At 76.2% G+C, this 20454-nt stretch carries 15 protein-coding genes; 12 read left to right on the top strand and 3 right to left on the bottom strand.

All coding sequences use genetic code 11. The annotated features are described in order from the left end of the window. The first annotated feature begins 68 nt into the window (after positions 1 to 68). Complete coding sequence (locus tag D7M15_RS03580; protein WP_121516148.1) at positions 69 to 1109, top strand: slipin family protein; 1041 nt, start codon at positions 69 to 71, stop codon at positions 1107 to 1109. 207 nt (positions 1110 to 1316) lie between these two features. Next, positions 1317 to 2354, top strand: a complete 1038-nt coding sequence (locus D7M15_RS03575; RefSeq protein ID WP_121516147.1) for a S1 family peptidase — start codon at positions 1317 to 1319, stop codon at positions 2352 to 2354. A gap of 117 nt (positions 2355 to 2471) precedes the next feature. Here the strand turns inward: D7M15_RS03575 and D7M15_RS03570 are convergent, their stop codons facing one another. Beyond that, a complete protein-coding gene (locus D7M15_RS03570) occupies positions 2472 to 3515 on the bottom strand; it encodes an aspartate-semialdehyde dehydrogenase (RefSeq protein ID WP_121516146.1) in 1044 nt (347 codons plus the stop codon). A gap of 195 nt (positions 3516 to 3710) precedes the next feature. Between D7M15_RS03570 and D7M15_RS03565 the strand changes: the two genes are divergently transcribed. From D7M15_RS03565 to D7M15_RS03555, 3 genes are all read left to right on the top strand, one after another. Beyond that, on the top strand, positions 3711 to 4517 hold the full coding sequence (locus D7M15_RS03565) for a GNAT family N-acetyltransferase (protein ID WP_240649116.1): 807 nt from the start codon (positions 3711 to 3713) through the stop codon (positions 4515 to 4517). Between the two features lie 124 nt (positions 4518 to 4641). Then, positions 4642 to 5223, top strand: a complete 582-nt coding sequence (locus tag D7M15_RS03560) for a hypothetical protein (protein ID WP_121516145.1) — start codon at positions 4642 to 4644, stop codon at positions 5221 to 5223. 130 nt (positions 5224 to 5353) lie between these two features. Next, positions 5354 to 6268 (top strand): virginiamycin B lyase, encoded by a 915-nt coding sequence (locus D7M15_RS03555; protein WP_121516144.1) that lies wholly within the window; start codon positions 5354 to 5356, stop codon positions 6266 to 6268. 87 nt (positions 6269 to 6355) lie between these two features. Here the strand turns inward: D7M15_RS03555 and D7M15_RS03550 are convergent, their stop codons facing one another. Then, positions 6356 to 7300, bottom strand: a complete 945-nt coding sequence (locus tag D7M15_RS03550; protein ID WP_121516143.1) for a LysR family transcriptional regulator — start codon at positions 7298 to 7300, stop codon at positions 6356 to 6358. 118 nt (positions 7301 to 7418) lie between these two features. Between D7M15_RS03550 and D7M15_RS03545 the strand changes: the two genes are divergently transcribed. Further along, positions 7419 to 8273, top strand: coding sequence for an inositol monophosphatase family protein (locus tag D7M15_RS03545; protein WP_121520152.1), 855 nt, complete (start codon positions 7419 to 7421; stop codon positions 8271 to 8273). A 107-nt stretch (positions 8274 to 8380) separates the two neighbouring features. After that, positions 8381 to 9028 (top strand): NAD(P)-binding domain-containing protein, encoded by a 648-nt coding sequence (locus tag D7M15_RS03540; protein ID WP_121516142.1) that lies wholly within the window; start codon positions 8381 to 8383, stop codon positions 9026 to 9028. A gap of 30 nt (positions 9029 to 9058) precedes the next feature. Here the strand turns inward: D7M15_RS03540 and D7M15_RS03535 are convergent, their stop codons facing one another. After that, positions 9059 to 10456, bottom strand: coding sequence for a VanZ family protein (locus tag D7M15_RS03535; RefSeq protein ID WP_121516141.1), 1398 nt, complete (start codon positions 10454 to 10456; stop codon positions 9059 to 9061). A 225-nt stretch (positions 10457 to 10681) separates the two neighbouring features. Here D7M15_RS03535 and D7M15_RS03530 point away from each other — a divergent pair, with 225 nt between their 5' ends. From D7M15_RS03530 to D7M15_RS03510, 5 genes are all read left to right on the top strand, one after another. Then, a complete protein-coding gene (locus D7M15_RS03530; RefSeq protein WP_121516140.1) occupies positions 10682 to 14263 on the top strand; it encodes a DNA polymerase III subunit alpha in 3582 nt (1193 codons plus the stop codon). Next, entirely contained in the window at positions 14260 to 15447 is a 1188-nt protein-coding gene (locus D7M15_RS03525; protein ID WP_121520151.1) for a hypothetical protein, read from the top strand. Before D7M15_RS03530 ends, D7M15_RS03525 begins: the two co-directional genes overlap by 4 nt. Positions 15448 to 15686: 239 nt before the next feature. Beyond that, a complete protein-coding gene (locus tag D7M15_RS03520) occupies positions 15687 to 18050 on the top strand; it encodes a PQQ-binding-like beta-propeller repeat protein (protein ID WP_165906191.1) in 2364 nt (787 codons plus the stop codon). Beyond that, positions 18037 to 19548, top strand: coding sequence for a serine/threonine-protein kinase (locus D7M15_RS03515; protein ID WP_165906190.1), 1512 nt, complete (start codon positions 18037 to 18039; stop codon positions 19546 to 19548). Before D7M15_RS03520 ends, D7M15_RS03515 begins: the two co-directional genes overlap by 14 nt. Positions 19549 to 19653: 105 nt before the next feature. Further along, positions 19654 to 20454, top strand: a complete 801-nt coding sequence (locus tag D7M15_RS03510) for a hypothetical protein (protein ID WP_240649115.1) — start codon at positions 19654 to 19656, stop codon at positions 20452 to 20454.

The following is a 20454-nucleotide window of genomic DNA, read 5'->3' as shown; positions in this document are numbered from 1 at the left end:
GCGCGGCCCTCGACCCCGGGTCGGGACGAGGTTTACCTTTGTCCGTATAACGGACTTTGGGGGCCGTAATGGTCGTGGAGTTGGTTGCGGCGGGACTCGGTGGTGGCGCGCTCTACGTGGCGGCGGCGGCCCGGGTGGTGAGGCAGTACGAGCGGGGGCTCGTCTTCCGTCTCGGCCGCCTCCGGCAGGAGCTGAAGCAGCCCGGCTTCACGCTGGTCGTCCCGTTCGTGGACCGGCTCCAGAAGGTCAACATGCAGATCGTGACCCTCCCGGTGCCCGCCCAGGAGGGCATCACGCGGGACAACGTCACGGTGCGCGTCGACGCCGTCGTCTACTTCAAGGTCGTCGACCCGGCGGACGCGATCATCCGCGTCGAGGACTACCGCTTCGCGGTCTCGCAGATGGCGCAGACCGCGCTGCGTTCGATCATCGGCAAGAGCGAGCTGGACGACCTGCTCTCCAGCCGGGAGAAGCTGAACGAGGGCCTGGAGCTGATGATCGACAGCCCCGCGGTGGAGTGGGGCGTGACGATCGACCGGGTCGAGATCAAGGACGTCTCCCTGCCGGAGACGATGAAGCGGTCGATGGCCCGGCAGGCGGAGGCGACCCGGGACCGGCGGGCCCGGGTGATCAACGCGGACGCCGAGCTGGAGGCGTCGAAGAAGCTCGCGCAGGCCGCCGAGGCGATGTCCGACACCCCCGCCGCGCTCCAGCTCCGGCTGCTCCAGACCGTCGCGTCGGTCGCGACGGAGAAGAACTCCACGCTGGTGCTGCCGTTCCCCGTGGAGCTGCTGCGCTTCCTGGACCGTTCGCAGCGCGAACCGGTCGAGTGGCCGCGGGAGTCGTCGGGACGTGACCCGGGGGAGGACGGTCGCGGCTCGGAGGAGGGCGGCCGTGGCGGTGCGGACGACCGTACGGAGCGGTCCGTACTCGCCGGTACGCCGCCGCAGGTGGGAGCCGGTGCGACGGTGCCGGACGGCGGGCGCGTGGACGTGGGGACGGAGCGTGTGGCGGGGGAGGAGCGACGCGTGGGACGTGGCGAGATGCCCGATATGGGCCCGGCGTACCGGGGCGATTCAGGGGAAATCCCTCCGGAATCCTGCATCTGACGGGGCATAACGGGACAGCCGGACCTCGCACCCTTGTGTGCCAACTGACGTTCGCGTAATACTCGCCGGGCAAGTTGGCATGGACGCGACTCCCCCTCACGGGGTGGCTGTGTCCGTTCTTCCTCCGGGACCGCTCTGACTCGGGCGGGCCCAACCCCCACTGGAGGCATTGAGTTGACGAACAACCGTCGTATTTCCAAGCGCCGTATGGCCGTTGTCGGCACCAGCGTCGCCGCCCTCGTCACGGGTGCGCTGACCCTGTCGAACGCCAACGCGTCCGAGCCGGCGACCGCTGACACCCTGTCGGTGGCCAAGGCCAGCACCCTCGCCAAGGACCTCACGTCCGAGATCAAGGGCAATGGCGGCACCTACTACGACGCCGACGCCAAGAAGCTCGTCGTGAACGTCACCGACGAGAGCGCCAAGGCGAAGGTCGAGGCCGCGGGTGCCGAGGCCAAGGTCGTCGAGCACTCGATGGCCCAGCTCAACACCGTGAAGAAGTCGCTCACGGAGAACGACGTGGTGGGCACGTCCCGTTCCGTCGACCCGAAGACCAACAAGGTCGTCGTCACCGCCGACAGCACCGTCAAGGGCGACAAGCTCGCCGCGCTGAAGAAGCAGGTCGCGGCGCAGGACGGCAAGGCCGTGCTGAAGCACACGGACGGCAAGTTCACCACCAAGATCGCCGGTGGCGACGCCATCTGGGGCTCCGGCTCCCGCTGCTCGCTCGGCTTCAACGTCACCGTCGGCGGCGAGGCCGCCTTCGTGACCGCCGGGCACTGCACCAACGCGGTGGACAGCTGGTCCGACTCGCAGGGCGGCAGCGAGATCGCCACCACGCAGGACGGCAGCTTCCCGGGTGACGACTACGGTCTGGCGAAGTACACCGGCGACGCCGACCACCCGAGCGAGGTCAACCTCTACGACGGCAGCACGCAGGCCATCTCCGGCGCGGCCGAGGCCGAGGTCGGCCAGACCGTCCAGCGCAGCGGCAGCACCACGCAGCTGCACGACGGCGAGGTCCTCGCGGTCGACGCGTCCGTCTCGTACCCCGAGGGCACGGTCGACGGTCTCATCCACACCAACGTCTGCGCCGAGCCGGGCGACAGCGGTGGCGCCCTGTTCGCCGAGGACAAGGCGCTGGGCATGACCTCCGGCGGCAGCGGTGACTGCTCCGCCGGTGGCGAGACCTACTTCCAGCCCGTCGGTGAGGCGCTGGAGGCCTTCGGCGCCGAGATCGGCTGACCGACGTAGCGTCCGACCCAGGCAGAACGGAACCCCCCGGAGAGATCCGGGGGGTTCCCGCCGTTCCGTGCCCCGTACGTACGGCCGGGCGCGTACGGTCCCGGCGCGCGTACGGGCCTACTCCGCCGCGATCAGCTCCGCGATCTGGACGGTGTTGAGCGCCGCGCCCTTGCGGAGGTTGTCGTTGCTGAGGAAGAGCGACAGCCCGTTCTCCGCCGTCTCGTCGGCGCGGATACGGCCGACGTAGCTCGCGTCGCGGCCCGCCGCCTGGAGCGGGGTGGGCACGTCGGACAGCTCCACGCCCGGTGCCTCCGCGAGGAGTTCGGCCGCGCGGCGCGCGTCGAGGGGGCGTGCGAAGCGGGCGTTGACCTGGAGCGAGTGGCTGGTGAAGACGGGCACCCGGACGCAGGTGCCGGACACCTTCAGCTCCGGGATGCCGAGGATCTTCCGGCTCTCGTTGCGGAGCTTCTGCTCCTCGTCGGTCTCACCGAGGCCGTCGTCCACGATCGAGCCCGCCAGCGGCAGCACGTTGAACGCGATGGGCCGCGCGTACGTGTCCGGGGCCGGGAAGTCCACCGCGTCGCCGTCGAAGGTGAGACGCGTCGCGTCGCTCTCGACCGCCTTCCGCGCCTGCCCGTCCAACTCGGCGACGCCCGCGAGGCCGCTGCCGGAGACCGCCTGGTACGAGGCGACGACCAGCGCGGTCAGCCCCGCCTCGGCGTGCAGCGGACGGAGCACCGGCATGGCCGCCATGGTGGTGCAGTTGGGGTTGGCGATGATGCCCTTGGGGCGGTTCCGGGCGGCCTCCGGGTTGACCTCGGAGACGACGAGGGGGACGTCCGGGTCGAGGCGCCAGGCGGAGGAGTTGTCGATGACGACGGGGCCCTGCGCGGCGACCTTCTCGGCGAGCGCGCGGGACGTCGCGCCACCGGCCGAGAAGAGGACGACGTCCAGGCCCGTGTAGTCGGCCGTGGCCGCGTCCTCGACGGTGAGGTCCCCGGCGCCGAGTCCGGCGGCCGAGCCCTGCCAGGGCAGCGTACGCCCGGCGCTGCGGGCCGAGGCGAACAGCCGCAGCTCCTCGACCGGGAAGTTCCGCTCGGCCAGAATCCCGCGCATCACACCGCCGACCTGACCGGTGGCTCCGACGATCCCGATCCTCATGGGGCTCCTTCTGCTGTACGTGTCCGTGCTGTCCGTGCTGCTTGTGTCCTTGTGCTTTCCGTCTCTCCCCCTACCCTGCCCTGAGCCGGTCACGGGCGCCAAACCCTTGACGTCGGTCACACTCCGTCGCCGCGCGCGGGGCCGCCCCGTGGAAACCCGCTTGCCGCCGTGCCCCCACCCTGCTCGGGTGGGTGCATGGACGACGCGGGGGTGGGCGTGGCGGCGGTGGACGGCGGGGCGCTGCTGGCGGCGTACGACGAGGAGCTGCGGCGGGGCGTACGGGCCGGGCCGGGCGTACGGGTCGAGCGCGACGCGTACGGCGTGGTGCGGCAGACCAATGCGGACGGCGGCTGGACCGGCGTCGTCTGGGCCGACCTCGACGCGGGGACGGCCGACGCGGCGATCGCCGCGCAGGTGCGGCACTACGCGGGGCTCGGGCGCGGCTTCGAGTGGAAGCTGTACTCCCACGACCGGCCCGCCGACCTCGGCCGGCGCCTGCTGGCGGCCGGTCTCACGGCGGAGCCGCGCGAGACGGTGATGGTCGCCGCCGTGGCGGGGCTGTCGACGGCGGTCGTCCTGCCCGAGGGCGTACGGCTGCGGCGCGTGGCCGACGCCGAGGGCGTGGAGCTGATGGCGGCGGCGCACGACGAGGTGTTCGGGGCGGGCCGCCTGCGGCTGCGCGACGAACTGCTCCGGCAGCTCGCGGAGGCGCCGGAGACGCTGGAGGCGGTCGTGGTGCTCGCGGGTGAACGGCCCGTGTGCGCGGCCCGGTTGGAGCTGCCGCGCGGCACGCGTTTCGCCGGGCTGTGGGGCGGCGGCACCGTCCCGGAGTGGCGGGGGCGCGGCATCTACCGCGCGCTGGTCGCGCACCGCGCCGGGCTCGCCGCCGCACGCGGCTACACCCACCTGCACGTGGACGCGTCCGACGACAGCCGCCCGGTGCTGCGGCGGCTCGGCTTCGTGCCGCTGGCCACCACGACGCCGTACGTGTACGGGAGTTGAGGACCCGCGCCGTACCGACCGCGCGGCGGGACCGGGGGTGCCGCCGACGCCGGACCTCCGGGGGCGCGAGATCCTGGTCCTGACGGGGTCGACGGGGTGCCCGCGTGACGGGAAGGTGGGGGCTGTGACGGGTGGCGAGGACGAACTGCTGGCATCGGAGCTGGGTGCGCTCGGAGGTCCGGCGAGCGCCTGGGTCGCCCGTCGGCTCGGCGACGACGTCCACGAGCGGGAAGTGGTCTGCCGCACGTCGATGGCGGACACCCTCGTCGAGATCCGGGCCCTCGTCGCCACGGTCGGCCAGGTCGTGGAGGAGTCCGGGGCCACGGGCGGGCGGGCGGCCGTCCGCCTCGTCATGGGGTCGGGCGCGCTGAACCTCAACCCCGCCGTGGTCACCATGACGGTGTCCTCCCTCGGTGACACGGGGACGAGAGTCCACCTCCGCGGTGTGGCCAAGGAGGGCCTGATCAAGCAGCGGGCCGGCCGGAAGGCGGTCGAACGCCTCGCCGCCCTGCTCACGCGGGCCACCGAACTCGGCGGCGACGCCGCCGAGTTCCACCCCTCCGGCACGCCCCACGGCGCGGGGCGCGCGGGGGAGGCCGACTCCCGTACGGAGCGGGGGAGTTCGGCGCGCGGAACGCGCCGCCGGGGCGGCGGCGGGCGGCCCGGTCCGCGATTTCGGGGGACGCGGGGGCCGTGGCCCGGCTAGCATCCGCAGTCGCGGTACGGCCCGCCTCCGCCGCCCGGCCGTGCCCGCGACACCGCAGCTCGTAGCAGCACAGCCCCGTCGCCGCCGTGGCCCATCCGTCCGCGCGGCCAGTCCACCCCGAGGAACCGCCATGCCGCACAGACCGAGCCGATCCTGCACGGAGTTCACCGTGTCCGACCGGGAGGCCGGGCCCTACGGGATCACCGCCGGGCCGGACGGCGCGCTCTGGTTCACGCTGGTCCACCAGGGGCGGATCGGTCGGCTCACGACCGGCGGCGAGGTCACCTCGTACGCGCTCGCGTCCGCCGACGGCGGCCCGTCGGTCATCACGGCGGGGCCGGACGGCGCGCTGTGGTTCACCGAGTTCCGCGGCGGCCGCATCGGACGGATCACCACGGGCGGCGAGGTCACGTCGTACGCGCTGCCGACGAGGGACGCCGGGCCGTTCGGGATCACGGCGGGGCCGGACGGCGCGCTCTGGTTCACCGAGGGCGGTGCCGACCGGATCGGGCGGATCACCACGGACGGGGAGATCACGGAGTTCCCGGTGCCGCTGCCCGGCTCGTTCCCCTCGGGCATCGCGGCGGGCCCGGACGGCCGCCTGTGGTTCACGCTGAACCGGGTCGACGCGATCGGCGCGCTCGCGCCCTCGGGCGAGGTGGAGGTCCACCCGCTGCCGACGCGGGAGGACGGCGTCCCGGCCGCGCCGGTGGGCATCGCGTGCGGTACGGACGGCGCGCTGTGGTTCGTGGAGATCGGTGCCGGGCGGATCGGGCGGATGACGCCCGACGGGCGCGTCGACGAGTACGCGCTGCCCGACCGCGCTGCCCGGCCGCACGCCATCGCGCCGGACGGCCTCGGCGCGCTGTGGTTCACCGAGTGGGGCGCGAACCGCGTCGGGCGGATCACCCCGGACGGCCGGATCGACGAGTACGACCTGCCGACGCCGTCCTCCGAGCCGCACGGCATCGCGGCGGGACCGGACGGCGCGATGTGGACGGCGCTGGAGACGGGCGCGGTGGCGCGCTTCGGCCGTACGGAGTAGGGGAGTTCGGGCCCGTACCCCGCGCGTACCCGGGCGCCGGACGGCCGACCGGGGGCCGGGGCCGGGGTGCGCGCGGGCGGCAACTCCCTACGCGGGCCCGTCCGTCGGCGTGAACAGCGGCTGGAGCGCCTCCGCGACGCGGTCGCGCAGCCAGGCGTGGGCGCGGTCGTTGTCGTAGCGTCCGTGCCACACCAGGTACAGCGGCACCGGGGGCATCGCCACCGGCAACGCCACGGTGACCAGGCCGAGTTGGGCACGGGTCGTACGGGTCACCGCCTCGGGCAGCGTGAGGACGAGGTCGGTGCCGAGGGCGAGCCGGAGCGCGGTGTCGGTGGTGGGGCTGGTGGCGACGACACGGCGCGTGAGCCCGTGCTCGGCGAGTACGGCGTCGACCGGGTCCCGCAGCAGTCCGCGCCGCGAGACGGTGACGTGCTCGGCGGCGGCGTACCGCGCCAGGTCGTCGGCGCCGCTGCCGCCGTCCCCCTCGCCGCCGCCCTCGGTGAGCGGGTGGCCCGCCCGTACGGTGACGGTCAGCCGGTCCTCGCCCACCAGCCGGTGCCGGAGGTCCGGCAGGGACGGCGCGGCCGTGTCCGACGCGAGGTCGACCTCGCCGCGCCGCAACTCCGGCCCGTCCGTGCCCGATTCGCCGGTCAGCCGGAGCCGTACGCCGGGGGCCCGCGTGTGCACGGCGGTGATCAGCTCCGGACCGCGCGCGGCGGTGAGGGAGTCGTGCAGGCGCACCGTGAACACCCGTTCCAGCGTGGCGAGTTCGGGTTCCCGCTGGGCGGACAGCAGGTGGTGGGCCTGCTGTACGACGTCGTGCACCTGCGCGCGGATCGCCTGCGCGTGGGCGGTGGGCACCATGGTCCGGCCGGTGCGGACCAGGATCGGGTCGCCCGTGGCCTTGCGGATGCGGCCCAGCGAACGGCTCATCGCCGGCGGGGTGACGTGGAGCCGGTCGGCGGCACCGGCGACGCTGCCCTCTTCGAGGAGCGCGTCGAGGGCGGTGAGGAGGTTCAGATCCAGTTGCATGCGAGTAACTCTACGAGTGAGAAGCATGCACTTGTCGTTAACGGTCGGGCTGCCTAGCGTGAAGGGCACGGACGCGGCGCCACCCGCCGCGCCGACCACCACCCCCAGGGAGCCGAACATGTCCTCAGCCGCGCCCGTACCCGTGTCCGCAGCCCTCTCCGCGCCCGTCCCCGTACCCGAAGCCGCCGACGCGGCGCTGCTGTCCGCCGTGACCCGCGCGGTGGAGGACGCCGGTGCGACCCTCCGCGACCGTTGGACCCGGCACGCCCGCGGCGTCAGCCTGGCCGAGGTCGTCGGCGCGCTCCAGGCCAACGACGACGCGGTGCTCGCCGTACTGCGGGAGCCCCTGCTCCAGGCGCGCCCGGGATCGCGGTGGGCCGAGGACGAGTTGGCGGGCGGGGCGCTCCCGCCCGGCGAGTGGTGGGTCGTCGACCCGGCCGAGGGCAACATCAACCACGTGCACGGCATGGCGGACTGGGCCGTCACCGCCACCCTGGTCCGCGACAACCGGCCCGAACTCACCGTCGTGCACCTGCCGTTGACCGGCGACACGTACACCGCGACCGCCGGTGGCGGTGCCCGCCGCAACGGGCGGCCCCTGACGGTGTCCGCCCGTACGGACCTCGCCGCCGCCCTCACCGGCACCGGCCAGGCCAAGCCGGGGGAGGACGCGCGCACCCTCCGCCGGATCGGTGACTCGGTCACGGCGATGCTCCTCAACGGGCTCGTCGTACGGGTCTCGGTCCCCGCCACGCTCCAACTGGTGCATGTCGCGGCGGGTTCGACGGACGCGTTCTGGCAGTTCTCCGACGTACGGTCCGGGCTGGTCGCGGGCGCGCTGCTGGTCTCGGAGGCCGGGGGCACCGTCACCGACCTGGCCGGTGCGCCCTGGACGCCGGCGTCCCGCGACTTCCTCGCCGCGGCGCCCGGCGTCCACGCCGCCGCCCGCGCCGTACTGGCGCCGCTCGCCTGACGCCCGACCACCCCGAGCACCATGACCGCCGTGTCCGGCGATCACCCGTCGGCGGACCGACCACCCACCCACGGACCGACCACCCACCCCGACAGGGAGCAGCACCCATGATCAGCATCGGCATCCTCGGCTCCGGCCGCGTCGGCGGCGCACTCGCCCACAAGCTCGCCGCGGCCGGGCACGACGTCACCCTCGGCAGCCGCGTACCCTCGCCCGACGGGCCGGACGACGCCGCCGCGGACGGCCCCCGCGTCGCCCGCGCCGACCAGCGCGCGACCGCCGCCGTCGCGGACGTCGTGATCAACACGACCCCCGGCGACACCTCCCTGGAACGCCTCTCGGCCCTCCGCGCCGAACTGGCCGGGAAGATCCTCGTCGACGTCGCCAACGCGACCCGCGCCACCGCCGACGGCCCGCTCGGTGAGCTGTGCTACCCCGGCGGCAGCCTCGGTGAGGAGCTTCAGGCCGCGCTGCCGGAGACGCGAGTGGTGAAGACGCTCAACACCATGCTGTTCACGGTGATGACCGACCCCGGGCAGCTCGCCACCCCGCCGACCGCGTACCTGTCGGGCGACGACGAGGACGCCAAGCGGACGGTCGCCGGGCTCCTCGGCGACTTGGGCTGGCCGCCCGCGTGGCTGGAGGACCTCGGCGGCATCGCCACCGCCCGCGCCACGGAGGCGATGGTCCTCGTGGTGCCCCCGCTCGTACGGCGCCACGGCCTCCGGCCGTTCGCGGTCTCCGTGGTCCGCTGACCGGGGCCGCCCGGCGCGGAGGCGCCCCGGTCAGACGCCGGAGCCCGCGTGCGCGGCGGCCCGTTCCCCCGCGCGGTCCGGCACGTCCCCGAGCGCGTCGCCCGCCCCGCCGTCCCCGTACGCGCCGTCCCCGTGCGCGTCGCCGCCGCCCGCCGCCGTACGCCCGTCCCGCGTGCCGTCCCGGTCCGCCGCGCGCGTACGGGTGGGCGGCAGCGCCTCGTTCCGTACGCCCGACAGCACGTCGTGCGGCCCCAGCCCCTCCGGGTGCCGGTGCACCGCGCGGGCACAGGCCGCCACCAGGGCCGGGCAGCCGAGCAGGACGAGGAGCAGGACCAGCCCGGCGGCCGGGTCGCTCGCCAGCGTGGAGAGGAACTCCCGCGACCCGCTCAGCCCCGCGTCCCGTACGGCCTGGCCCGTGTCGCCGGTGTCGCCCCGTACGGCGACGGTGACGACCGTGTCCGGGCCGCCGGGCAGGCGGCTCAGGACCAGCCCGGCGACGGCCCACAGCAGCAGCTGCGGCAGGACGAGCAGCGCCCCGCGCAGCGTGAGCGCGGCGGGGTGCGGCCGTCCGCCGTCCCGCGTCCTGACCAGGCGCAGCAGCAGGAGGCGCTTGCCGGGGGTCGCGCCGGTGCGCCGGGGCTCGACGACGTACCAGAGGAGGAAGGCGACGAACGGCGCCCACTCCGCCGTACCGGGGGAGAGCAGGACCATGGCGAGGACCGTGAGCACGCCGGTCAGCAGGAACACGCCCGTCATGTCCAGCAGCAGCGCGACCAGCCGCCGCCCGAAGGGGGCCCGGCCCGGTACGAGGGCCCTGTCGTCGAGGGTGTCGAGCGCGGGCAGGGCGCGCGCGAGCGGCGCCGCGAGGGCCCAACCGACGGCGGCGCCGGCGGTGTTGACCAGCAGGTCGTCCATGGCGAAGAGGCGGTAGGGGCAGGCGTACAGGCCCCAGAGGCCGGTGTACTGGGTGAGTTCGAAGAAGAGCGAGCAGGCGGCCCCGGCCGCGACGGTGGCGGGCAGGCCGCGGCGGAAGTGGACGCGGGCGAGGACGCCGAGCGGCAGCAGCAGGAAGAGGTTGAACACGGTCTGCCAGACGGCCGAGTTGTGCAGGACGAGCGCGCCCAGGGTGACGCTGTGGCCGGACTCCTTCCAGATGTCGGCGAAGGCCGTCCCCGGCGTCCACTGGGGGTCGGCGAACGTCGGGTACTTCGCGCAGACGTCCACGGCCCGGGAGGGCAGCGGGACGACCGTCATGCAGAAGGCCGAGAGCGCGTAGTACGCGCCGCCGTAGACCGCGAGCACGCGCCAGCGGGTCATGATGCCGTGCCGCCGGTAGAGGACGACGGCCGTCGGCACGAACGTCAGCAGGGCGAGCACGGGGAAGAGGATCGCCGCGGTCCGTATCGGCAGCAGGTACGTCTCCGTCATGGGGCAGCACTATACGCACTGTGTATACGCGAGGTGTATAGCGAGGGGTGGCAACTCCCGTGCGCCCTCGCCCTTCCGCTCGTTTCGTCACTCTCCGTATCTGTTCGTCGCTGATTCGGCGGGCCCTCCTTGTCGAACACATATTCGACTTCTGGTCTATGGTGAGAGGCGGAAGCCGGACGGGACGGAACGGCCGGGGGGAGGCCGGAGGGCGAGGAGCAGCGGATGGGTGGCTTTACGCACCTGCACGTGACCTCGGGTTTCTCCATGCGCTACGGCGCCTCGCCGCCCGACCTGCTCGCCCGCCGGGCGGCCGAACGGGGCATGGACGCGGTCGCGTTGACCGACCGGGACACCCTCGCCGGCGCCGTCCGGTTCGCCAAGGCGACCGCGCGCGCGGGGGTGCGGCCCCTGTACGGAGTGGAGTTGGCCGTGGGGGAGCGGGCGGAGCCGCGGAGCGACGTGCGCCGCCGCCGTACGCCCGCCAGGGGAGGCGCCTTCGTCGACGAGTCGGCGCAACGGGTCGTCTTCCTCGCGCGGGACGGCGCCGCCGGATGGGCGGAACTGTGCCGCCTGGTGACGGCCGCGCACGCGGGCCGGGCGTACCCGGACGGCCCGACGTCACCGCCCGACGGCGGGCGCCCCCTGCTGGAGTGGCGGGACCTGTGCGCCGAGGGGCCGGAGGGGCTGACGGTCCTGCTCGGTGCCGGTTCCGACGTCGGCCGCGCCCTCGCCGCCGGTCGCCCCGACCGGGCGGCGCGGCTGCTCGGCGCGTGGCGGGACGTCCTCGGCGCGGACCTGCGGCTGGCCGTACCCGCCCACGGCCCGGTGCGGGACGCGGCGCGGACGCTGGGGCTGGCCGTGCAGGAGGGCGTACGCCCGGTGCTGACGAACGCCGTGCGCTACGCCGACCCCGGCCAGGGCCCCGTCGCGGACGTGCTGGACGCGGCCCGCCGCCTCGTGCCGGTCGACGAGCGCGCGGGACTGGACGGCGGCGAGCGCTGGCTGAAGGGCCCGGCCGAGATGGCCGAGGCGGCCGTACGGGTCGCGGAGGCCGCCGGTCACCGGCGGAACGCCGCGCACCGGCTGCTCCGGCTGACGGAGGAGACGGCCGCCGGGTGCCGGGTGGACCCGGAGGACGACCTCGGCATCGGGCGGGTGCACTTCCCCGAGGCCCGGCTGGTGGGCGCGGAGCGGCGGACGGCCGCCCGCGTGCTGCGCTCGCGGTGCGCGGCGGGCATGGTGCGCCGCGGCCACGACCGGGACGGCGCGCGCTGGCGGCGGCTGGAGCACGAGCTGCGGATCATCGAGGGGCGCGGCTTCTCCTCGTACTTCCTCACCGTCGCGCGGGTCGTCGAGGACGTGCGGGAGCTGGGGATACGGGTGGCGGCGCGCGGTTCGGGCGCCGGGTCGCTCGTGGTGCACCTGCTGGGGGTCGCGCAGGCGGACCCGGTGGAGCACGGGCTCCTGATGGAACGTTTCCTCTCCCCGCGTCGCGCCGTTCTCCCCGACATCGACATCGACGTGGAGTCCGCCCGCCGCATCGAGGTCTACCGCGCCGTCTTCGACCGCTTCGGCGCGGAGCGCGTCGCGACCGTCGCGATGCCGGAGACGTACCGCGTACGGCACGCCGTACGCGACGTGGCCGCCGCACTCGGCATGGACCCGGCGGAGACCGACCGGCTCGCCAAGGCGTTCCCGCACATCCGCGCGCGCGACGCGCGGACCGCGCTGGCGGAGCTGCCGGAACTGCGCGGGATCGACCCCGAACGCCACGGCGACCGCTTCTGGTCGCTGGTCGAGGCGCTGGACGGGCTGCCGCGCGGCGTCGCCATGCACCCCTGCGGGGTGCTGCTCTCCGACGCCTCGCTGCGCGCCCGCACCCCCGTCGTACCGACCAGCGGTGAACACCTGCCGATGTCGCAGTTCGACAAGGAGGACGTGGAGGACCTGGGGCTGCTCAAGCTGGACGTGCTGGGGGTGCGGATGCAGTCCGCGATGGCCCACGCCGTACGGGAGATCGCGCGGACGGGCGGCGGACACGTCGAGCTGGACGACGTACCGCGCGACGACCCGGAGACGTACGGGCTGATCCGTTCCGCGGAGACGCTCGGCTGCTTCCAGATCGAGTCGCCGGGGCAGCGCGACCTGATCGGGCGGCTCCAACCCGCCGACTTCCACGACCTGGTGGTGGACATCTCGCTGTTCCGGCCGGGCCCGGTGGCCGCCGACATGGTGCGGCCGTTCATCGAGGCGCGGCACGGCCGCAGTCCCGTGCGCTACCCGCACCCCGACCTGGCGGACGCGCTGCGCGACACGTACGGGGTGGTGGTCTTCCACGAGCAGATCATCGACGTCGTCGCCGTCATGACCGGCTGCGACCGCGCGTTGGCGGACGAGGCGCGGCGGGCGCTGTCGGACACGGAGCGGCAGGGGCGGGTACGCGCCTGGTTCGCGCGGGAGGCGGAACGGCGCGGGCACACGGCGGAGACGGTGGCGCGCACCTGGGAGATCGTGGCGGCGTTCGGCAGCTACGGCTTCTGCAAGGCGCACGCCGTCGCGTTCGCCGTGCCCACGTACCAGTCGGCGTGGCTGAAGGCGCACCACCCGGCGGCGTTCTACGCGGGGCTGCTGGAGCACGACCCGGGCATGTACCCGAAGCGGCTGCTGCTGGCGGACGCGCGGCGGCGCGGGGTGCCGGTGCTGCCGCTGGACGTGAACCGGTCGGGGGTCGGCTACCGGGTCGAGGTCCCGGGCGGGGACGAGGGTCGCGCGGGTACGGACGGGGGCGCGGATACGGGGACGGGCGCCGGTGCGGGCGCGGGCGCGGGCCGCGCGGGTACGGGCGCGGGCGCGCCGGGCGTACGGCTCGCCCTCGGTGGGGTGCGGGGCATCAGCACCGCGGACGCCGAACGGATCGTCGCGGGCCAGCCGTACGACTCGCTGGCCGACCTGTGGCGCCGGGCCCGGCCGCCCCGCCCCGTCGCGGAGGGGCTGGCGCGGGTGGGGGCGCTGGACGCGTTCGGCGGCAACCGGCGGGACATGCTGCTGCACATCGCGGAGCTGCACCGGCGGCAGCGCGGACCGGGCGGGCGCGCGGGGCAGTTGGTGCTCGGCGACGCGGCGGCGCCGGACCCGGCGGGCCTGCCCGACCTCGACCGGGACGAACGGCTGGACGCCGAGCTGGGCGTCCTCGGCATGGACGCCTCCCGCCATCTCATGGGCGACCACGCGGAGTTCCTCCGCGAGCTGGACGCGTACTCCGCCCGCGCCCTGCGCGCCGCGCCGCACGGCGCGACGGTCCTGGTCGCGGGCGCCAAGGCGGCCACCCAGACGCCGCCCATCCGCAGCGGGCGGCGGGTCGTCTTCGCCACCCTCGACGACGGCACGGGGCTCGTCGACTGCGCCTTCTTCGACGACTCGCACGCCGCGTGCGCGCACACCGTCTTCCACTCCTGGCTGCTGCTCGTACGGGGTGTGGTGCAGCGTCGCGGCCCGCGCAGCCTCAGCGTGGTCGGGGCGGCGGCCTGGGACCTGGCCGAACTGGCCGAACTCCGGCGTACGGGCGGCCTGGAGGCCGTCGCCGCCCGGCTCGCCGGGGCGGGCCCTGAGGGGGACCGCTCCGGCGACGGTGCTCCCGGAGACGGCGGCGGTGGTGGCGGGAACGGCGGCGACCCCGGCGGCGGGCGCCGCATCGAGATGCCGAACGGCTACCGCATGCACCCCTGGGCCGACCTCCGTCCCGCCGGTGGTTCCCCGAAGACCCCGCGCGGGATGTGGCACTCCAGCCCGGGGAGCGCGGGATGACGGAACGCGCCCCCCGGCACCCCGCCGACCCGGTGCCCCCGGTACGCCCCGCGCACCCGGCCGATCCCGTACGCCCGCGCCCCCACCCGGACCCGCACCCGGCGGACGCGCCGGAGCGCGCGCCCGAACACCGGCCGGAGCCCGCGCCGGGGCGCGGACCCGCGTCCGCGCCGGGGTGCGAGCCGGGCGCCGAACCCCACGTCCTGTACGTCCACTTCGGCGCCCGCGCCGCGTCCCGCTACCCGGAACTGCTGGAGGTGCTCGCCGACATCACCCCCGTCGTCCAGGCCCTGCCCCCCGACGCGGCCCTCGCCGACGTACGCGGCGCCCTGCGCTACTTCCGCCGGGACGCCGCCGGGCTCGCCGCGCTCGTACGGCTGCGCGCGGCCGCCCTGCACGACGCCGACTGCACCGTCGGCGTCGCCGTCAACCCGCTGCTCGCCAGGATGGCCGCGCACGACGGGCCGCCGGGGGCGGTGCGGTGCGTGCCCCCGGGGGAGGCGGGGACGGCGGATTTCCTGGCGGCCAAGCCCGCCGCCGCGCTGTACGGGATCGGCCCGGCGACCGCCCGCGCGCTGTCCGCGTACGGCCTGCACACCGTCGGCCGGATCGCCGCCGCCCACCCGTACACCCTCCAGCGCATCCTCGGCGCGGCCCACGGCCGCCTCGTACGGGAGCGCGCGCACGGCGTCGACCCGACACCCGTCACGCCCGGCGCGCCCGCGCGTTCGGTACGTGCCGCGCGCCGCTTCGACCGGGACGAGCTGGACGCGGGCGTGCGCGGGCGCGCGCTGCTGGGGCTCTCCGACGAACTGGGCTTCCGGCTGCGGACGGAGGGCCGCGTCGCCCGCGCGCTCACCCTCACCGTCCGCTGCGCGGACCGTTCCGTGCTCACCCGGACCCGCCGCCTCGCGGAGCCGACCGCGCACACCCCGCTGCTCGCCGCCACCGCGTACGCGCTGCACGACGCGTTCGCCCTCCAACGGGCCCGGGTACGCGCGGTCGAACTGCGCGCCGAGGACCTCACCGCCGCCGAACTCGCCTCCCGCCAGCTCCCGTTGGACCCCCGCGAGGACAACGCCCGGCGGGCGGAGGCGGCGGCGGACCGCGCGCGGCTGCGCTTCGGCGGCGCGGCCGCGGGCCTGGCGGGCCTCCTCCCCGGCGGCCCGACCACGCCGGGCTAGGCGGTGTCCGTACGTCCGCCCGCGCCCGTACGTCCGCCCGCGCGCACGTGGCCGCGTACGACAGCCCGCGTGCGCCCGCCCGTACCGCGCCGGAGTGTGCCTGCGCGCCGTCCCCGTGCGACTACAGTCGTGCGCGTCGCCCGGGGTGGGGCGTGACGTGAGGGGGAGGGCGGGGGACGGCGGCGGGACGGCGGTCCCGCGCGGCGGTGCCCCGTCTCACGGGGACGAGAGGGACGTTCGTGCAGCCGCTGCTGCCAGAGGACCCGCGCCGGGTGGGCGGCCACCGCCTGTTGGCCCGGTTGGGCGCCGGGGGCACGAGCACCGTGTACCTGGGGTGTTCGCCGGGCGGCCGTACGGTCGCGGTGAAGGTCGTACGGGAGCACCTCGCCCGCGACGCCCGTTACCGCGCCCGGTTCGCCCGCGAGGTGGCGGCGGCGCGTGGCGTCACCGGCGTGTTCACCGCGCCGCTGCTGGACGCCGACCCGGAGGCGGCGGTGCCGTGGCTGGTCACGGCCCACCTGCCGGGACCGACGCTGCGGGAGGCCGTCGCGGGCTTCGGCCCGTTCCCCGTCGGGACGGCGTACCGGCTGGCCGCCGCCCTGGCCGAGGCCCTCGTCGACCTGTACGGGGCGGGGCTCGCGCACCGCGACCTGAAGCCCGCGAACATCGTGCTCACCGCCGACGGCCCCCGCGTGATCGACTTCGGTGTCGCGCGCGCCGAGCACGCCACCGCGTTCACGCTCCCCGGCGCCGTACCCGGCACGCCCGGCTTCATGTCGCCCGAGCAGGCGTCCGGTGGCCTCGCCGGGCCGCCCGGCGACGTGTTCGCGCTCGGCACGGTACTGGCGTACGCGGCCACGGGGCGCGAACTGTTCGCGGCCGGGAGCCGCGCCGCCACGCTGGAACGCGTACGGCTGGCCCGCCCGGACCTCGGCGCGCTCGGTGACGCCGGGCTGCGGGCGCTCGTCGCGGACTGCCTGCGGCGGGAGCCGGAACGGCGGCCCACCGCCGCCGCGGTGCTGGAGCGCGCCGCGGCGCTGCGCGACCGGCTGGAGGGGCCCGAGGCGCTGGTGCGGGGCACCGGCTGGCTGCCCGCGCCGTTGGCGGAGGCGGTCGCCGCGGAGGTCGCGGCGCGCCGCGCCGAGCTGGCCCGACTGCCCCCGGGGGAGGGCGGATCGGGGCAGCCGGAGCAACGGGGAACGGACGGCGCGCGGGCGTCCGAAGGGGACGGCGGCCTGCCGTCCGACGAGACGACCGAGGGGCCGGTGGGGACACCGGCACCGGGGCCGGGCGACGCGGGGACGGACCCGGGGCCCCGCCGCCGCGGGCTGCTGGCGGTCGCGGTCGCCGTACCGGCGGGCGCGGGGGCGGCGCTGCTCGCGGAGCGGGCGTTCCCCGGGCACGACGGTACCGGCGACGGCCGTACGGACGACGGCGGTTCCGGCGCCGAGGTGCCGGACGCCGGACGGTACCCGGAGGCCGTACGCCGCTGGCGACGGCGCGTCCTCACCGGGGGCGGACCGTCGGACAGCCCGTCCGACAGCCCCGGGCCGCCCGACAACCCGGAGCTGTACGCGGCCGGGGGCGTGGTGCTGGCGGCGCAGGGCGCGCGGTACGGCGTACACGCCCTCGACCCCCGCACCGGCCGGGTGCTGTGGTCCCGCCGCCCCAGCGGCGCGGACGGGGCGAGCCGGGTCGCCGTCGGACCCGACACCGCGTACCTCCTCGGCTCCGACGGGGAACGGACGGCGGTCCTCCGCGCGGTGGAACCGGCCTCGGGCGCGACCCGTTGGACCCACCGGCTGCCGCCCGGCTCCCCCGGGGCAGGGGCCGGGGTCGCCGCCGGGCCGGTGTTCTGCCTGGCCGGGGAGGGCGAGGTCGCCGGACTCGACGCCGGGGACGGGGAGCGGCGCTGGACCGCGCGCGTCACCGGCCTGGACCTGACGGCCGACGACGGGCTCGTGGTGGCCGCCGGGGACGGCGTCCTGACCGGCGTGGACGCGGAGGACGGCCGCGTCCGCTGGACGCGCGCCACGGAGGAGCCTCCCCTCCGGGCCGTGCTGGGCGGGGACCTGGTCGCGGCCCGCGACACGTACGGCACGCTGTACGCCCTCCGCGCCCGGGACGGGAGCCCCGTCTGGCGGCGGGCGCTCCACTACCGCAGCTCCGTGTGGCCCGCCGCGGGCGGTCTGCTGCACGTGGACGAGGCGGACGGGCGGGTACGCGCGCTGCGCGCCCGCGACGGCGCGGAGGCGTGGTCGCGGCGCTTCGGCCGGGGCGGGCGGGACCCGCACGGCGGGTCGTACCTGCTCGGCCGGTCCGGCGGCGTGCTGTGGGTGGGCGGCCCCGACCGGCGGGTGTACGCGCTGGACGCGTCGGACGGCCGCGTGCTGTGGACGTACGCGGCGGACGCGACGTACCGCCCCGCCTCCCGTTCCGGCGCGGGCGTACTGGCGGTCGGCGGGCGGGTGTTGGTCGGTACGGCGGGCGGGCAGGTGGAGGCCGTGGACCCGCCCGCCGCCGGGGACACCGGTACCGGTACGGGCGCGGGTGGGGGAGCGGGCGGCGGAGGGACGAACGGGGGCGCGCGTGGAGGCACTTGACGGGACCGACCCGCGCCGCGTCGGCGGCTACCGCGTCCTCGCGCGCCTCGGCAGCGGCGGCTCCGCCGTCGTCTACCTCGGCCGCTCCCGGGGCGGGCTGGCGGTGGCGGTCAAGGTCGCGCACGCCGCGCGGGCGTCCGACGCGGACTTCCGCGAACGGTTCCGGGCCGAGGTGTCCGCCACCCGCGCGGCGGGCGGCACGTACGGCCCGGCGGTGCTGGACGCGGCGCCGGACGCCGAACCGCCCTGGCTGGCCACGGAGTTCCTGCCGTCGCTGTCGCTGCGCGAGGCCGTGGAACGGTTCGGGCCGCTCCCCGGCGGCACGGTGCTGCGGCTGGCCGCCGGGCTCGCGGAGGGGCTGGACCAGCTCCACCGCAGGGGGATCGCGCACCTGGACGTCAACCCGGCGAACGTGCTGCTGACGGCCACCGGACCGCGCCTCGTCGACTTCGGCTCGGCGGCCGTGGCGGGCCCGGGAGCGGGCCCGGGAGCGGGCCCGGCGGCGCGCGCCCGACAGGTGCGGCCCGGCGCGCGGTCGGGGCGGGGCGGGCAGGCGGCGCCCGTGGGCACCCACGCGGGCACCTGGGACTACATGTCCCCCGAACAGGTCGCGGGCGACGCCTGGACCCCGAGCGACATCCACTCCCTCGGCGCGACACTGCACCACGCGCTGACCGCCCAGCCCCCGCCCCCCTTCGGTACGGCCGCCCCCGGCGGCCCCGAGACGCCGCGCGCGCTCCGCGACGTACTCGCCGCCTGCTCTCGCCCAGACCCCGAAGTACGGCCCACCGCCGCCGAGTTGACCGTACGGCTCGCCGCCGCGTGGGAGGCGGCGCCCGCGCCGCCCTTCTCTCCGCCCGGCGCCGAGTGGCTGCCGCGCGCCGTGGCGGCGGCGATCGAGGCGGAGGCCGTCGCGGCGGCCGACCCACCGCCGCCCCGCCCGCCCGTCCACCCCGTTCCACCCGCGCCCACGCCCGCCCCCGCCCCCGCCCCCGCACCCGCGCCGCCACCGCCACCGCCCCCGCGCGCGGGCGCCGGTGTCCGCCCCGGCCGCCGCGCGCTGCTCGTCGCGGCGGCGTCCGCCCTCGCGGCCTCCGCCGCCGTCCTCGCCCGGCGCCTCCCGCACCCGTGGACGGACCCGTCCGGACCCGCCGAACCGCCGTACGTGGAGCTGGAGTTCGTGATCACCGGCGACGCCCCGCTCGCCTCCCTGGCCTACGCGGTCGACGGCCGCTTCACCCGGCTGGAGGACGTGCCGCTGCCCTGGCGCCGGACGTTCCGCGTACGGGGCGGTGCCCGCGCCGCCGAGTGGCGGCTCCGCCTGCGGCTCGACTCGGGCCGGATCAGGTACCGGGTCCTGGTCGACGGCGTCCGTACCCGCGACGAGAGCCACCCGCCGGGTCCCACGTCCGGCTACCCGTACGACGTGGACAAGGACGGCCTCGCCACCGAGGAGGACGCCGTACGGCCGGGACCCCTCGCGGGCCGCGCGGGTTAGCGTCGGAACGGCCGCCGGGAGTACGGCGGTCCGGGGCGACCGGGCCCCGCGCGGGTGCGCGGGCCGGGAGGAGGGACGTACGCGATGGCCGGTACGGCGCACAGGGTGAGCCTTCTGCCGAAGGACATCGGCACGCTCAGCCGAGGGGTCCCCCCGGCTCGTACGGGCACGCTGTTCGTGCTCGGCGCGAACGGCGGCATGAGCGTCGCCCCCGGTACGGACTTCACCCTCCTCTTCGGCCGGAACGAGCCCGACGTGCACGTCTGCGTCGGCGTCGGCGACACGTGCGTGAGCAGGCGCCAGGGCGTGATCAGCCGTACGTACGCGCGCTGGGTGCTCACCAACACCGGGAAGCTGCCCATCCGCTTCCCCGGCTCGCGCCTCGTGCTCAACGGCGACCGGGTGGAGCTGACGTCCGGCTACACCCCGCTGTTCGTCGTCTCCCCGCGCCAGGAGCACCTGTTGGAGGTGCGGATCGTCGCGGCGCAGCCGCGCGCGGCGGGGGCGGCGGGCGCGCCCGAGGCGTACGAGCAGGACACCAGCGACCGCGAGCCACGTCGCCTCACCCCGGAGGAACGGCTCGTACTCGTCTGCCTCGGCCGCCGCTACCTCCAGAACGACCCGCAGCCGCAGCCCCTGACGTGGGCCCAGGCCGCCTTCGAACTGGGCGGGCTGCGGCCGGGGGAGAAGTGGGGGCCGAGCCGGGCCGCGCACATCGTCTCCAAGGTCCGCGCCCGACTGAGCCGGGACCACGGGGTGCCGGGACTGGTCGAGGACGAGGTGCCGCAGCCGGTCGGCAACGCCCTCAACCACAACCTGATCACCGACCTGCTCGTGACCACGACGCTCACCAAGGCCGACCTCCCCCTGCTGGAACCACCTCCCGGCGCCCCGCCCCAGCGGTAG

Source organism: Streptomyces sp. Z26, assembly GCF_003665095.1.
Classification (GTDB): domain Bacteria; phylum Actinomycetota; class Actinomycetes; order Streptomycetales; family Streptomycetaceae; genus Streptomyces; species Streptomyces phytohabitans.
This window is presented reverse-complemented; position numbering and strand designations above follow the sequence as displayed.

Excerpts from the sequence above, each read along its gene's own strand:
- D7M15_RS03580 (WP_121516148.1), top strand. The coding sequence starts at position 69 with ATGGTCGTGGAGTTGGTTGCGGCGGGACTCGGTGGTGGCGCGCTCTAC.
- D7M15_RS03575 (WP_121516147.1), top strand. The coding sequence starts at position 1,317 with ATGGCCGTTGTCGGCACCAGCGTCGCCGCCCTCGTCACGGGTGCGCTG.
- D7M15_RS03570 (WP_121516146.1), bottom strand. The coding sequence starts at position 3,515 with ATGAGGATCGGGATCGTCGGAGCCACCGGTCAGGTCGGCGGTGTGATG.
- D7M15_RS03565 (WP_240649116.1), top strand. The coding sequence starts at position 3,711 with ATGGACGACGCGGGGGTGGGCGTGGCGGCGGTGGACGGCGGGGCGCTG.
- D7M15_RS03555 (WP_121516144.1), top strand. The coding sequence starts at position 5,354 with ATGCCGCACAGACCGAGCCGATCCTGCACGGAGTTCACCGTGTCCGAC.
- D7M15_RS03550 (WP_121516143.1), bottom strand. The coding sequence starts at position 7,300 with ATGCAACTGGATCTGAACCTCCTCACCGCCCTCGACGCGCTCCTCGAA.
- D7M15_RS03545 (WP_121520152.1), top strand. The coding sequence starts at position 7,419 with ATGTCCTCAGCCGCGCCCGTACCCGTGTCCGCAGCCCTCTCCGCGCCC.
- D7M15_RS03540 (WP_121516142.1), top strand. The coding sequence starts at position 8,381 with ATGATCAGCATCGGCATCCTCGGCTCCGGCCGCGTCGGCGGCGCACTC.
- D7M15_RS03535 (WP_121516141.1), bottom strand. The coding sequence starts at position 10,456 with ATGACGGAGACGTACCTGCTGCCGATACGGACCGCGGCGATCCTCTTC.
- D7M15_RS03530 (WP_121516140.1), top strand. The coding sequence starts at position 10,682 with ATGGGTGGCTTTACGCACCTGCACGTGACCTCGGGTTTCTCCATGCGC.
- D7M15_RS03525 (WP_121520151.1), top strand. The coding sequence starts at position 14,260 with ATGACGGAACGCGCCCCCCGGCACCCCGCCGACCCGGTGCCCCCGGTA.